The sequence below is a fragment of the Agrococcus jejuensis genome (assembly GCF_007679035.1).
GTDB lineage: Bacteria > Actinomycetota > Actinomycetes > Actinomycetales > Microbacteriaceae > Agrococcus > Agrococcus jejuensis_A.
The window spans coordinates 157,852-171,192 of sequence record NZ_VEFR01000003.1 but is presented as its reverse complement, the minus strand read 5'-3'; the positions used below and the strand labels follow the sequence as shown (position 1 = coordinate 171,192).

The 13,341-nt window shown below is 73.0% G+C and carries 17 protein-coding genes; 11 read left to right on the top strand and 6 right to left on the bottom strand.

Annotation, left to right across the window (positions count from 1 at the left end; all coding sequences use genetic code 11):
* The first annotated feature begins 21 nt into the window (after positions 1–21).
* Positions 22–597, top strand: a complete 576-nt coding sequence (locus tag FS793_RS11295; protein ID WP_144720616.1) for a GNAT family N-acetyltransferase — start codon at positions 22–24, stop codon at positions 595–597.
* Between the two features lie 19 nt (positions 598–616).
* Here the strand turns inward: FS793_RS11295 and FS793_RS11290 are convergent, their stop codons facing one another.
* On the bottom strand, positions 617–1,510 hold the full coding sequence (locus tag FS793_RS11290) for a carbohydrate kinase family protein (RefSeq protein ID WP_144720615.1): 894 nt from the start codon (positions 1,508–1,510) through the stop codon (positions 617–619).
* The gene (locus FS793_RS11285) at positions 1,510–2,406 is read right to left on the bottom strand and encodes a pseudouridine-5'-phosphate glycosidase (RefSeq protein ID WP_144720614.1); all 897 of its coding nucleotides are present in this window, start codon (positions 2,404–2,406) and stop codon (positions 1,510–1,512) included. Before FS793_RS11285 ends, FS793_RS11290 begins: the two co-directional genes overlap by 1 nt.
* 144 nt (positions 2,407–2,550) lie before the next feature.
* Between FS793_RS11285 and FS793_RS11280 the strand changes: the two genes are divergently transcribed.
* A complete protein-coding gene (locus FS793_RS11280) occupies positions 2,551–3,240 on the top strand; it encodes a type 1 glutamine amidotransferase (RefSeq protein WP_186329468.1) in 690 nt (229 codons plus the stop codon).
* Between the two features lie 67 nt (positions 3,241–3,307).
* On the opposite strand, the gene FS793_RS11275 is transcribed toward FS793_RS11280, so the two are convergent.
* From FS793_RS11275 to FS793_RS11260, 4 genes are read right to left on the bottom strand one after another with little or no spacing between them, the layout of a single operon-like run.
* Complete coding sequence (locus FS793_RS11275) at positions 3,308–4,276, bottom strand: asparaginase (RefSeq protein WP_186329467.1); 969 nt, start codon at positions 4,274–4,276, stop codon at positions 3,308–3,310.
* A gap of 43 nt (positions 4,277–4,319) precedes the next feature.
* A complete protein-coding gene (locus FS793_RS11270) occupies positions 4,320–4,913 on the bottom strand; it encodes a methylated-DNA--[protein]-cysteine S-methyltransferase (RefSeq protein WP_144720611.1) in 594 nt (197 codons plus the stop codon).
* On the bottom strand, positions 4,906–5,373 hold the full coding sequence (locus tag FS793_RS11265; protein ID WP_144720610.1) for an RNA polymerase sigma factor: 468 nt from the start codon (positions 5,371–5,373) through the stop codon (positions 4,906–4,908). Before FS793_RS11265 ends, FS793_RS11270 begins: the two co-directional genes overlap by 8 nt.
* Positions 5,370–5,882 (bottom strand): methylated-DNA--[protein]-cysteine S-methyltransferase, encoded by a 513-nt coding sequence (locus FS793_RS11260; RefSeq protein WP_144720609.1) that lies wholly within the window; start codon positions 5,880–5,882, stop codon positions 5,370–5,372. The genes FS793_RS11265 and FS793_RS11260 overlap by 4 nt, the downstream gene beginning before the upstream one ends.
* Before the next feature lie 302 nt (positions 5,883–6,184).
* Here FS793_RS11260 and FS793_RS11255 point away from each other — a divergent pair, with 302 nt between their 5' ends.
* From FS793_RS11255 to FS793_RS11215, 9 genes are all read left to right on the top strand, one after another.
* Positions 6,185–7,060: an ABC transporter permease gene (locus FS793_RS11255; RefSeq protein ID WP_144720608.1), complete on the top strand. Its 876-nt coding sequence runs from the start codon at positions 6,185–6,187 to the stop codon at positions 7,058–7,060.
* Positions 7,057–7,839 (top strand): ABC transporter permease, encoded by a 783-nt coding sequence (locus FS793_RS11250; protein WP_260980129.1) that lies wholly within the window; start codon positions 7,057–7,059, stop codon positions 7,837–7,839. Before FS793_RS11255 ends, FS793_RS11250 begins: the two co-directional genes overlap by 4 nt.
* 137 nt (positions 7,840–7,976) lie before the next feature.
* Positions 7,977–9,035, top strand: a complete 1,059-nt coding sequence (locus FS793_RS11245) for an ABC transporter substrate-binding protein (RefSeq protein ID WP_144720607.1) — start codon at positions 7,977–7,979, stop codon at positions 9,033–9,035.
* Entirely contained in the window at positions 9,032–10,135 is a 1,104-nt protein-coding gene (locus tag FS793_RS11240) for an ABC transporter ATP-binding protein (protein ID WP_313959375.1), read from the top strand. Before FS793_RS11245 ends, FS793_RS11240 begins: the two co-directional genes overlap by 4 nt.
* Entirely contained in the window at positions 10,132–10,953 is an 822-nt protein-coding gene (locus tag FS793_RS11235; RefSeq protein ID WP_144720606.1) for a carbon-nitrogen hydrolase family protein, read from the top strand. The genes FS793_RS11240 and FS793_RS11235 overlap by 4 nt, the downstream gene beginning before the upstream one ends.
* Positions 10,950–11,621: an RraA family protein gene (locus tag FS793_RS11230; protein ID WP_144720605.1), complete on the top strand. Its 672-nt coding sequence runs from the start codon at positions 10,950–10,952 to the stop codon at positions 11,619–11,621. Before FS793_RS11235 ends, FS793_RS11230 begins: the two co-directional genes overlap by 4 nt.
* Before the next feature lies 1 nt (position 11,622).
* Positions 11,623–12,372, top strand: a complete 750-nt coding sequence (locus tag FS793_RS11225; RefSeq protein ID WP_144720604.1) for a 3-keto-5-aminohexanoate cleavage protein — start codon at positions 11,623–11,625, stop codon at positions 12,370–12,372.
* The gene (locus tag FS793_RS11220; RefSeq protein WP_260980128.1) at positions 12,369–12,848 is read left to right on the top strand and encodes an Lrp/AsnC family transcriptional regulator; all 480 of its coding nucleotides are present in this window, start codon (positions 12,369–12,371) and stop codon (positions 12,846–12,848) included. Before FS793_RS11225 ends, FS793_RS11220 begins: the two co-directional genes overlap by 4 nt.
* A complete protein-coding gene (locus FS793_RS11215; RefSeq protein ID WP_222123744.1) occupies positions 12,841–13,305 on the top strand; it encodes an Lrp/AsnC family transcriptional regulator in 465 nt (154 codons plus the stop codon). Before FS793_RS11220 ends, FS793_RS11215 begins: the two co-directional genes overlap by 8 nt.
* Positions 13,306–13,341 lie beyond the last annotated feature (36 nt).

Genomic DNA, 13,341 nt, shown 5'->3' with positions numbered 1-13,341 from the left:
GGTGCGTGGCAGCGTGACGGCATGGCGATCGAGGTGCTGCCGGCGACCGACTACCAGGACGTGCGGACGATGGTCGGGCCCAAGCGGGATCCGAACGGCAACGTGTGCTGGTGCCTGTCGTACCGGGTGAGCCCGAAGGAGAACCAGGCGCTCACGCGCACGGCCCGAGGCCGCAAGGTGCAGGCGCTGCTGCGCGCCGGCGAGCCCATCGGCGCGCTCGGCTACGACGACGGCGAGGTCGTGGGATGGGCGGGTCTCGCGCCGCGCGCGCAGACGTCGTTCGCGACGAGTCGACGCATCCCGCACGTCGACGACCTCGACGCGTGGAGCGTGTGGTGCATCCGCGTGCGCCCCGGGCACCGCGGCGAGGGCATCGCGCACCAGATGCTCGCGGGCGCCGTGCGCATCGCTCGCGAGGCGGGCGCACCGGCGATCGAGGGCTACCCCGTCGACAACGACGGCGAGCAGGTCGACCTCACGATGGCGTACGTGGGCACGCGTGCGCTCTTCGAGGCGGCGGGGTTCGCGAAGGCCGCCGACACGACGTCCCGGCTCGACGGGTTCCCGCGCGTGGTCATGCGGCTCGACCTGCGCTGAGCAGCGCCGAGCGCGAGCGTCAGGCCGCGGCGGCGTGCGCAGGCGGCGCCGGGCGCGCGCCCCGCACCGAGACGGCCACCGCAGCCATCTCGACCCCGCGCCGTGCCGCGGTCACGGGATCCATGCCGCCGACGACGTGCGCGACGAACGTGGCCGTGAACGCATCCCCCGCACCCGTCGGGTCGACGAGCTGCGCGGGGATCGACGGCACGAACTGGCGCGCGCCGTGGTCGATCACGACGACGCCCGTGTGACCGAGCGTCAGCGCGACGACGGGCGCGAGGTCGGCGAGGGCGGCGCCGATCGCAGCGGCGCCCTGCTTGCCCGTGATCATGGCCCCCTCGTCGAGGTTCGCCACGAGGATGTCGGCGCCGTGCAGCGCATCGAGCGCCACGTCGACGCCGAGGTCGGAGATGGAGCCCGCCGAGCCGATCGTGCACGACACCTTCGTGCCGAGCTCGTGCGCGCGATCCACGAGCCGGCCGACGGCGCTCGCGTGGCCGGACAGCAGCGAGTAGCCCGTCACGTGCACGACGTCGACGGCGCCGAGCAACGCGTCGCCGATGTCGTCGGGGTCGACGAAGGCGTTGGCGCCGCGATCGGTGAGCATCGTGCGCTCGTCGCGGTCGACGAGCACGACGATCGTGCCGGTCTCGTGGTCGGGGTCGCCGTCGATGCGCGCATCGACGCCGACCTCCGACAGCAGCGCGGTGTGTCGCGCGACGTCGAACGCGCCGACGCGGCCGACGAACGTCGTCTGCACGCCGGTGGTCGCCATCCACGCCGCGGTGTTCGCAGCGCTGCCGCCGGGACGGCGCACGATCTGCGCGTCGGTGTCGGTGTCGGCCCGGATGCGCCCGTCGGGGAACACGAGCACGTCGTCGATGACGTCGCCGAAGGCGAGCGCGCGCATCACGACGCTGCGTAGGCCGTCGCGATCGCGGCGGCGAGTCGGATGTTCGAGCGCACGAGGTCGAGGTTCACCTCGAGGCTCCGGCCGTGCGAGAGCTCGACGATGCGGCGCAGCAGGTACGGGGTCACGGCCTTGCCGTGGATGCGGTCGCGCTCCGCCTCGGCGCTGGCCTGGGCGACGACGGCGTCGTGCTCGATCGGATCCCACTGCCGGTCCTCGGGCAGCGGGTTGGCGACGACGAGGCCCGCGTTCGCGTGCGTCGCGTCCTGCTCGCGCAGGATCGCGGCGATCTCGTCGACCGTCTCGACGCGCCAGTCGAGCTGGTGCGCGCTCGCGGAGAGCCAGAAGCGCGGGAAGCGGTCGGTGCGCCAGCCGACGACGGGCACCGAGAGCGACTCCATGCGCTCGAGCGTCGCGCCGACGTCGAGCACCGACTTCACGCCTGCGCAGACGACGGCGACGGGATGCGTCGCGAGCGTGGGGATGTCGGCGGACTCGTCGAACGTCGACGCGGCGCCGTGATGGACGCCGCCGAGGCCGCCGGTGGCGAAGACGCGGATGCCGGCCTGCGCGGCGATCGCGACGGTGCCTGCGACGGTCGTGGCTCCCGTGGCCTTGCGTGCGCCGAGGATCGGGAGGTCGCGCACGCTCGCCTTGGCGACGCCCTCGCCGGCGATGCGCTCGAGCGCGGCATCGTCGAGGCCGACGCGGCGGATGCCGTCGACGACGGCGATCGTGGCGGGCACCGCGCCGGCGTCGCGCACGATCTGCTCGAACTCGCGAGCCGCCTCGAGGTTGCGCGGCCTGGGCAGTCCGTGGCTGATGATGGTCGACTCGAGCGCGACGATCGGAGCGCCCGTGGCGAGCGCCTCCCGGACCTCCGGAGCGATGTGCATCGAACCAGGGTAGACCTCGCTCCCTGAGAAATCGAGGAACGCTCAGGATCGTTCGAGCGCCGAACGATCGACCGCGCGGCGGACGGCGACGACGACCGGCACGGCATGGCGGACCGGGCCCGCGCGACATGCGACGATCGCAGCGTGCAGCGATCCGTGCTCCTCGTCCACCACCTCGCCTACGAGACCGGCGGTCACGCCGCACGCCTCACGGCGCATCTCCCGTCGCAGGCGGTCGCCTTCCCCGATCGCCTGCCGGAGCTCGACGCCATCGCCGGCATCGTCGTGCTCGGCGGGCAGATGAGCGCCGTCGACGTGGACGCGCATCCCTCGGTCGGCCTCACGACCGACCTCGTGCGCCGCGCCGTCGAGGCCGAGGTGCCCGTGCTGGGGCTGTGCCTCGGCCACCAGATCCTGGGCGTCGCGCTCGGGGCCGAGCATCGTGCGGGGGCCGTCGACGAGACGGGCCTGCTGCCGGTCGACGTCGTCGCAGCCGACCCGTGGCTCGGTGGCTTCACGGGCGAGCTGCGCCCCATGCAGTGGCACTCCGACGTCGTGGGCCTGCCCACCGGCGCGACGCTCGTCGCCACGAACGACCTCGTGCCCGTGCAGGCCTTCCGCCACGGCTCGGCGCTCGGCCTGCAGTTCCACCTCGAGGTCGACGACGAGGTGCTGCGACGGTGGAGCACCGAGGCCGAGCCGCCGCTGGGCGACGAGCTGCCCGGGGGCGACGTCGCGGGCCTCGTCGAGGCCTACCGCGGCGACGCGACGCTGCGCCGGGTCGCCGAGGAGGGCTTCGCGGCATTCGCCGAGTCCTGCCGTCTCCGCCTCTAGCCGCGAGGATGCCAGGTCGTCGGCCGCCGTCGACGTCACGAGCCGCCGAGGACCTCGGCTCCCCGGGTCAGAGGATCGGGCGGAGGGCGCCGACGACGGCGCTGCCGCCGTGCTGCAGGATGCCGAGCTCGGCGGCGACCGACGCCAGCGAGCCCGAGGGGATGGCACCCGCCTGCTCGAGGAGCGCGAGCGCGACGGGCGCACCGGGGCGGCGCGAGCCGTCGGCGACCTTCACGACCGCAGCGGTGCCGTCGGGCGCGACGACGACCGCCGTGCCCTCCGCGCCGAACTTCGCCGTGACGCCGAGGCGCTCCATGAGCACGGTGTCGGGCGTGCCCGGCCCCTCGACGAGCCACGCATGCTCGCGCATCGCCGCGCCGACCGCACCGAGCACGGCGTCGCCGGTCGTGCCGGCGAGGCCGCGCACGGCACGCGCCATGCCGAGCACCGACGACGCGTAGACGGGGGCCGAGCACCCGTCGGTCGCCGTCGCGCTCGATGCGACGCCCGTGCGGCGCTCGATCGCTGCGCGCAGCTCGACCTGGATGGGGTGCGCCGGATCGGTGTACGCGAGATCGCCGGCGTCGGACGCGAGCGCCGCTGCAGCCGCGACCGCGACGTGCTTGCCCACGCAGATCGCACCGAGGCGCGAATGCTCGGACATCCACCGGGTCCTGCGCGGCGGGCAGCGCAGCGTCGCGGGCTCGACGCCGAGGCGAGCCGCCATCGCCGTGGCGACCTCGACCTGCTCGGCGCGGCCGACGATGCTGCCGGAGGCGAGCGCGAGCTCGGCACCCGCGAGGCCCACGCGCTCGGCGATCGTCGCCGCGAACAGCGGCTTGAGGGCCGAGCGTGCGAGGAAGGGCGCATCGACGTCGCCCGCCGTCGCGAGCACCGAGCCGTCGGGCGCGACCATCGCTGCGATGCCCTCGTGCCGCGACTCGACGAAGCCGTCGCGGTCGACGGTCGCGATCGTCGCGGTGCGCGCGAGACGCAGGTCGGTGACGTCGGAGGCGGGATCGGTCGCTGCAGGCACACAGCGACGGTAGTCGACGCCGCCGACGCCGAGGGACGCGGGCTCAGCCCTCGATCGCGCCCTCGGTCGACAGCAGCACGCGCTTCGCAGCCTCGCCGCCCGCGTACTGCCCCAGCGAGCCGTCGCTGCGCACGACCCGGTGGCACGGGATGACGATGGGCAGCGGGTTGAGCCGGCACGCCGTGCCGACGGCGCGCACGGCTCCCGGCGAGCCGACGGCGCGCGCGACGTCGCCGTACGAGCGCGTCTCGCCGTACGGGATCTCGCGGAGCGCGCGCACGACCTCGCCGCGGAAGCCGCTCGCGAGCGCGAGGTCCAGGTCGCCGTCGAACGTGCGCGTGCGACCGTCGGCGAGCGCCTCGACGCCGTGCGCGACGTCGTCGAGGCCGCGCACGTCGCGCAGCACGCGCGAGCCGAGCCGGTCGGCGAGCCGCTCGATCGTGGCGTCGGGGTCGGCGCCGTCGAACGTCACCGAGACGAGGCCGACGGGCGTCGCAGCGAGCAGCAGCGTGCCCACGCGGGTGTCGATGGTGCGCAGCCGCACGTCGACGAGCCCCGCATCCGTCGCCCGCGCGGCGAGCAGGGTCGCGAGCGCCTCGGCATCGCCAGCGGGCACCGACGAGAAGAGATCACTCATCGCCCGCCTCCAGCAGCGCGCGCAGCCTGCGGACGCCATCCGACGACGCCTTGCGCGCCGCGGTCGACGAGACCCCCAGCGAGGCCGCGACCTCGTCGAACGGCAGCCCGCCGAGATGATGCAGCACGACGCACGACCGCTGCCGATCGGGCAGCGCCGCGAGCGCCCGTCGCAGGTCGAGGTCGGGGTCGCGGTGCGGCGCCGCCCGGTCGGGCACCTCCGCCATCGACAGCGATCGCGACGACCGCCGGAGCACGTCGATCGCCTTGCGATGCGCGATCGTCACGAGCCAGCCGGCGACGTTCGCCTCGGCGTCGAGCCTCGGATACGCCTCGAGCGCCGCAAGGAACGCGTCGCTCCATGCGTCGTCGGCATCCGACGGGCCCACGACCGCCCGCACGACGCGGTACACCGTCGGCCCGTGCTGCTGCACGACGCGGTCGAAGGGAGGAAGCGTCACGCAAGGGATTCTCGCGCGACCAGGTCGAGCAGCGCGCCCGACTCGAGGTCGAGCAGCGTGCGCTTGCACACGAGCCCGCCGGCGTAGCCGGTGAGCTTGCCCGAGGAGCCCACGACGCGGTGGCACGGCACGACGATCGAGATGGGGTTCCGCGAGTTCGCGAGCCCGACGGCGCGCACGGCCGTCGGCTGCCCGATCGACGCGGCGATCCATCCGTACGTGCGCGTCTCGCCGTACGGGATCTCGCGCAGGGCCTCCCACACGCGCAGCTGGAAGGGCGTGCCCACGGGGTCGAGCGCGAGGTCGAAGGTCGTGCGCTCGCCCGCGAAGTACGCGCGCAGCTGCTCCGCGGCGTCGGCGAGGGCCGCGTCGTCGCGGTCGCCGAAGCGCGTCTCGTCGGGCGCGGGTCGATGCTCGGCGTAGTACAGGCCCTGGATGCCGGCAGCGCCGCCCACGATCGTGACGGCGCCGACGGGGGTGTCGACGATGGCGTGCTTGGTGTCGGTCATGGCTCCACTTCCTCTCACACCTTGGCTGACGCACGAGCCCTGCGGAACGTGAGGTGTGGATGTCGATCATCTGTGAGGGACGCACCAGCCCCGGGTCACCAGGCGACGGACCCGACCGCGACCCCGCGGTCGCATCCGCGCCCGCCGACCCGCCAGCGACGACCGCGCGTCGACCCCGCAGTCGGATGCCCGCCACCGGTGCCGCTGCGAAATGCGCATGAACGTAACGCGACCGCGACCGCTTTCGTGTCGCCGCGCGCACGCTGCCGGGTTCACGATGAGTCCAAGGCACAGGAGGTGCGATGAGCAAGGTCGAGACGCGGAGCGCCCCGCGCAGCACGACGTGGCAGGGCTACCTGCTCGTCGCGCCAGCGGTTGCCGTGATCGTGCTGCTCGTCGTGGTGCCGACGATCATCGTCGCCCGAGAGTCCTTCGCCATCCCCGACCCGCTCGGCGGCACGCTCGGCGGCTTCACGCTCGACAACTACGCCACGCTGCTCGACCCCGTCTACCTCAAGACCATCGGCTACTCGCTCGGCATGGCCGCCGCCAACGCCGTCGTGTGCCTCGTCGTCGGCTACGTCGTGGCGACGTGGATCGCCGGCGCGAAGGCCGAGCGCCAGCCGCTGCTCCTGCTGCTCGTGATCATCCCGTTCTGGACCGACTTCCTCGTGCGCACCTTCGCATGGATCAACATCCTCGGCTCGGGCGGCATCGTCGTGACGGCGCTGCGGGCGGTCGGCATCGACGCCGACTCGTTCGTGCCCTCGCAGGGCGCGGTCGTCCTGTCGCTGCTGTACGCGTTCCTGCCCGTCGCCGTCTTCCCCATCTACGCGGCGCTGCGCGGCATCGACCCGTCGCTGCCCGAGGCGGCCACGGACCTCGGATGCTCGTGGTGGCAGACCCAGCGGCGCGTGATGCTGCCGCTCTCCGCCCCCGGCATCGCGGCGGCCTTCATGCTCACGTTCGTGCCGACGCTCGGCGTCTTCGTGATCCCCGTGCTGCTGGGCGGCGGGCTCGACCCGCTCGTCGGCAACCTCATCGTGACGCTGTTCACCGAGTTCCGGAACCAGGCGCTCGGCTCGGCCATGGCGATGGTCGTGCTGGTGCTCATGCTCGCGTCGGTCGCGGTCGCCGCGATCGCGACGCGCATCGCCGCCTCGAGGAGGACGTCGTGAGGAAGGTCATCGGCGCCGCCGCGATCGTCATGATCGCGTTCCTGTACGTGCCCATCGTCGCCGTCATCGCGTACTCGTTCAACGCGTCGCCCGTGAGCTACCGCTGGGATGGGCTGACGCTCGACTGGTACGCGGAGCTGTTCCAGGACGAGCCGCTGCTCGCGACGCTGCGCACGAGCCTGCTGCTCGGCCTCGTCGCCGGGTTCATCGCCACGGTGATCGGCTTCCTATCGGCGTACGCGCTGCACCGCTTCCCCATCCGCGGCAAGGGCGTGCTGCTCGCAGCCGTCGCCATCCCGCTCGTGATCCCCGAGATCGTCATCGGCGTCGCGCTGCTGCGCACGTTCTCGACCGTCGGCATGCAGAACGGCCTGCTGACGCTCGTGCTCGGGCACATCGTCATCGCGCTGCCCATGGCGACCTTCGTGCTGCTCGGCGCGATGCGCTCGCTCGACCCGAGCGTGCACGAGGCGGCCGCCGACCTCGGCGCCGGCGTGCTCGGCACGTTCTGGCGCGTCACGCTGCCGATCCTGCGGCCCGCGCTGCTCGCGGCGTTCCTGCTGTCGTTCACGACGTCGTTCTCGAACATCGTCATCTCGACGTTCACGGCAGGCGTCGGCACCACGACGCTGCCGATCCGCATCTACTCCTCCGTCCGCACCGGCCTGACGCCCGAGCTCAACGCGCTCGGCAGCCTCATGGTCGTGCTGACGCTCGTCGTGATCCTCGTCGTCGGCGTCGGCCAGATGCGTCGCATCCTGGCCGGCTCGGCGCCGTAGGAGCACCCCGCGACCGCTCCCCCGGTCCCACCGCACCGCACCGCAACCAGCACCGTCCCGACACCAGCCAGCACATCGTCACCGCACCCGCCGTAGTGAACCCAGCACCACCATCCACTCGAGAGAGAGGCACTCCCGTGCAACGCTCCGCATCCATCGTCGCGGCCACCGCGGCGGTCGTGCTCCTCGCCACCGGCTGCTCCGCAGGCGGCAGCGGCGAGGACGCCGACACCACCCTCAGCATCTACGGCTGGTCGGGCGAGGTGCCCGACGGCGTCATCGCCGCGTTCGAGGAGGAGACCGGCATCGAGGTGACGTTCGACAGCTTCGACTCGAACGAGACCATGATCGCCCAGCTCGACTCGGGCCAGTCGGGCTACGACGTCGTGCAGCCCAGCCAGTACGCCGTGCAGCTGCTCGTGCAGCGCGGGCTCGTCGCCGAGCTGGACCACGACCGCATCGAGGGCCTCGACAACCTGGCCGACACGTTCGTCGACCCGTCGTTCGATCCCGGCAACCAGTACTCCGTGCCCTTCGCGTGGGGCACGACGGGCATCCTCTACAACGAGGCGTGCACGGGCCGCGAGATCACGTCGTGGGCGGACCTGTGGGACCCCGAGTTCGCGGGCAAGGTCTACATGCTCGACAACATGCTGAGCGCGTACATCGCCGGCATGCAGGTGAGCGGCCTCTCGATCCTCTCCACCGACGAGGCGGAGATCGAGGAGGGCACGCAGGCGCTGCTCGACCAGAAGCCGCTGCTCGCGGGCTACAACTCGACGAACGCCGCCGACCTCGTCGGCGCCGGCGACGCGTGCATCGCGCAGGCGTACTCGGGCTCGTCGGCCGCGCAGGCGACCGCCGCGAACCCCGACGTGCACTTCGTGCAGCCCGAGGAGGGCGGCACGCTGTGGACCGACTCGTTCTCGATCGTCGAGGGCACGCAGAACGAGGACGCCGCCTACCAGTGGCTGTCGTTCACGCTGCGTCCCGAGATCGCCGCGATGCTCACCGACGAGGCGAACCTCGCCACGACGAACGAGGCCGCCCTCGCCGAGGTGCAGGACCAGTCGCTCGTGACGAACCCGGCCATCTTCGTGCCGCAGGAGGATCTGACGAACGCCGAGTTCCTGGTCGACCCGGGCTCCGCGCTCGCGTACTTCCAGGACGGCTGGACCCGGGTCCGGGCCTCGTGAGCACCGTCCCCGCCGTCGCCCTCCGGGGCGTGACGAAGCGCTTCGGCGCGAGCGTCGCGGTCGAGCCGACCGACCTCGACGTCGCCGATGGCGAGTTCTTCTCGATCCTCGGCCCGTCGGGATGCGGCAAGACGACGATCATGCGCATGATCGCCGGCTTCGAGTCGCCGACGGCGGGGACCATCTCGCTCGACGGTCGGGACGTCGTGGGCGTCCCGACCCGCAAGCGGGACCTCAACATGCTGTTCCAGTCGTACGCGCTGTTCCCGCACCTGAGCGTCGAAGACAACGTCGCGTTCGAGCTGCGCACGCTGCGGGTGCCGAGGGCGGAGCTGCGCGACCGCGTCGCCGCCGCCCTCGACCTCGTGCAGCTCGGCGAGTTCCGCGGCCGCAAGCCGCAGGAGCTCTCGGGCGGCCAGCGGCAGCGCGTGGCCCTCGCCCGCGCCGTCGTCGGCCGACCGAAGGTCGTGCTGCTCGACGAGCCGCTCGGCGCGCTCGACCAGCGTCTGCGCAAGGACATGCAGTTCGAGCTCAAGCGCATGCAGCGCGAGCTCGGCATCACCTTCATCTACGTCACGCACGACCAGGAGGAGGCGCTGACGATGTCGGATCGCATCGCGGTGATGAGCCGCGGCCGCGTGCTGCAGGTCGGCTCCCCCACCGAGATCTACGACGAGCCCGCGAACCGCTTCGTCGCGTCGTTCATCGGCACGTGCAACCTGCTGGATGCCTCGGCCGCGGATGGCGTGGCGCGCGTGGAGGGCGTGGGCGTCGTGCCCGCGTCGCCCGACACCGACGGCGCCGTGGTCGTGGCCGTGCGGCCCGAGCGCATCCGCCTGCTGCCCGCCGACGCGGCTCAGGGCATCCCGGGCCGCGTCGTGGAGCACGCGTTCCTCGGCGACCACTGGCTCGCGAAGGTCGTCGTCGGCGCCGCCGTGGCGCCCGTGCAGGTGCAGGTCCCCGCGTCCGTGGGGGCCGACCTGCTCCGCGGGCTCGAGGACGGCGCCGAGGTGCGCATCGACTGGTCGCCGGCCGACGCGCGGGTGCTGCCCGCCGAGGTCGCGGCATCCGCAGCCCAGACCCAGGAGGTCGCCGCGTGAACCCCACGCTCGCCATCGCCGTCGTGCAGCTCCCGCCGACGAACGACCCCGCCGAGAACCGCGCGACGATCGCGACGCAGGTCGAGGCCGCGGCGGCGGGCGGCGCGCGCCTGGTCGTGCTCCCCGAGGAGGCGCTGCTGCTGGCCGACGGGCTGGGCGACGGGCTCGCAGCCGCCGTCGAGGCATCGTGGCCCGCGGGCCTCGAGCTGCTGTCGGAGCTCGCTCGGCGACTCGACGTGTGGATCGTCGCCGGCGGCTACGAGCCGCACGGCGCTGGCCGTCCGTACAACACGCTCGTCATGATCGACGACCGCGGCGTGCAGCGCGCCGCCTACCGCAAGCTGCACCTGTACGACGCGTTCGCCTACCGGGAGTCCGACTACGTCGTGCCCGGCGACGCGCTGCCGCCGATCGTGCTCGTCGACGGCGTCGCCGTGGGCCTGCTCAACTGCTACGACCTGCGCTTCCCCGAGCTCGCCCGCGACCTCGTCGCACGCGGCGCCGACGTGCTGAGCATCTCGGCCGCCTGGGTCGCCGGCGCTCGCAAGGAGGACCACTGGACGACGCTGCTGCGCGCTCGTGCGATCGAGTCGACGTGCTGGGTCGTCGCATCCGGCTCGACGTCGCCCGACTGCATCGGCGAGAGCATGATCGTCGACCCGATGGGCGTCGCCGTCGCGACGCTCGGCCCGGCGAGGCTCGGCGTCGCCCACGCGACCGTGCGGCTCGACGAGACCGCCAGGGTGCGGGAGATCCTCCCCGTGCTCGCCAACCGCCGACTCGAGATCGACGTGCGCGTCGGAGAGGTGCACGCATGACCATCGTGATCGGAGCCGCGCCCGCGGCCCTCGACCCGGAGCTCGTGGCCCGGCTCCGTGCGACGTCGTTCGCGACGTTCGGCCACTACATCGAGGAGGGCTTCCTCGACTCGGGCATCCGCCGCCTCACGGGCTCCGGCGCCATCGTGGGCCGCGCCGTCACCGTGCGGCTCACGGCGCAGGACTCGACGATGCTGCACCACGCCGTGAGCGACGTCGAGGCGGGCGACGTGCTCGTGATCGACACGGGCGGCGACGTGCGCCACGCGCCCGTCGGCGAGATGATCGCCACCGCCCTCGCCGTGCGCGGCGCTGCGGGCGTCGTCGTCGACGGCGTCTGCACCGACCTCGACGAGATCGAGGCGCTCGGCGTCACCACGTACGGCCGCGGCTCGTCGCTGCTCACCACGAAGCTGCTCGGCGTCGACGCCGGCGGCGTGCACGTGCCGATCTCGGTCGGCGGCGTGACCGTGCGCTCGGGCGACGTCGTGCTCGCCGACCGCAACGGCGTGCTCATGGCACCGGCCGCCGTGCTCGCCGCACTCGTGGAGACCGTGCTCGAGGACGACGCCGAGGAGCCCGGGCTCGCCGACGAGCTGCGCGCCGGTCGCCGCCTCGGCGACCTCACCGGCGCCTCCGACACCATCCGAACCCTGCAGGAGGGCTGACATGCTCATCAAGGCCGCGGTCAACGGCGGACGCACCACCGCCGAGCACGCCCCCGTGCCCGTGACGCCGGAGGTGATCGCGCGCGCGAGCGTCGAGGCCGTCGCGGCGGGCGCCGACGTCGTGCACGCCCACGCGCGCACCGCCGACGGCGGGCAGACCATCGCGCCGGGCGACGTCCGCGCGCTCGTGGAGGCCGTGCGCGCCCTCGACCCCGACCTCGTCGTCGGCACGACCACGGGCCTGTGGACCTGCTCGGGGCACCTCGAGCGCATGCGGCTCGTCGAGGCGTGGCCCGAGGATGCGCTGCCGTCGTTCGCGTCGGTCGCGTTCTGCGAGGAGGGCGCGGCCGAGGCAGCCCGTCTGGTGCTCGACCGCGGGATGGTGCTCGAGAGCGCCGTGTGGTCGCTCGCCGACGTGCCCGCGCTGCTCGCAGCCGACTCGCTGCACGAGAACGTGCGCATCCTCATCGAGCCCGAGGACGAGGATGCCGACGTCGCCGTGGCGCACGCCCGCGCGATGGCGGCGATGATCCGCGAGGCCGGCGTCGAGCTGCCGCTGCTCTACCACGGCTACGACGAGACGTCCTGGCCCATGGTGCGCGCCGCGATCGCGGACGGGGCCGAGATCCGCATCGGGTTCGAGGACGACACGACGATGCCCGACGGGTCCCCCGCCCCCAGCAATGCCGCGATGATCCGGGCAGCGCTCGACGCCTTCGTGGGCCGCGCGGGGTCCATCATGGAGCGGTGACCATCGACGAGACCGATCGGCGCATCCTCGCGATGCTCGCCCGTGACGGTCGACGCCCGGGCACCGACATCGCAGCCGAGCTCGGCGTCTCGGAGGCGACCGTGCGTGCGCGCATCGGTCGCCTCACCGACGACGGCGTCATGCAGGTCGTCGCGCTGTGCGATCCCCTGTCGCTCGGGCACGTGCGGCTGAGCCTGTTCATCGACGTCTCCGACCTCACGCCCCGCACGGTCGCGCTCGAGCTCGCGAAGCACGCGCTCGTGGGCCACGTCACGCTCTGCTCGGGCATGCACGACGTGCTCGTGGAGGCGACGTGCCGCGACCTCACCGAGGCGGTGTCGCTGCTCGACGACATCCGCCGCACGCCCGGCGTCGCGCGCATCGAGCAGAACATCCACACGCGCCTCTACAAGGACCTGTCGTGGGATGGCCTGCGCGGCTCGCACGGGCAGCAGCCGGCGGTGGGTCGTGCTTGACGCCGTCGACGTCATCGACCGCAAGATCATCGATCAGCTGCGCATCGACGGTCGCCGGTCGTTCGCGCAGATCGGCCGCTACGTCGGCCTGTCGGAGGCCGCGGTGCGGCACCGCTACCAGCGGCTCGTGTCCCTCGGCATCGTGCGCGTCGTCGGCCTCTCGCGCGCGCAGGCCGTCGGCGAGGTGCACGCCCACCTCACGCTGCGCGTGCGCAAGACGACGGTCGACGACGTCGCGAAGGCGCTCGTGCCGCTCGAGGAGGTGCGCTACGTCTCGGCGTGCGTCGGCTCGTCGGACATCGTCGCCGAGGTGCGCTGCGCCTCGGCCGCCGAGCTCGCCGAGTTCCTCACCGAGACCATCCGCCGCATCCCCGGCATCGACAGCATCCGCTCGGCGACGCTCATCGACGTCGTGAAGGACTCGTACCTCTGGGATGGGTTCCGCCAGGGCTCGTGACGCCGGCCGAGGACCGCCGACACCCGCGCCGGTAGG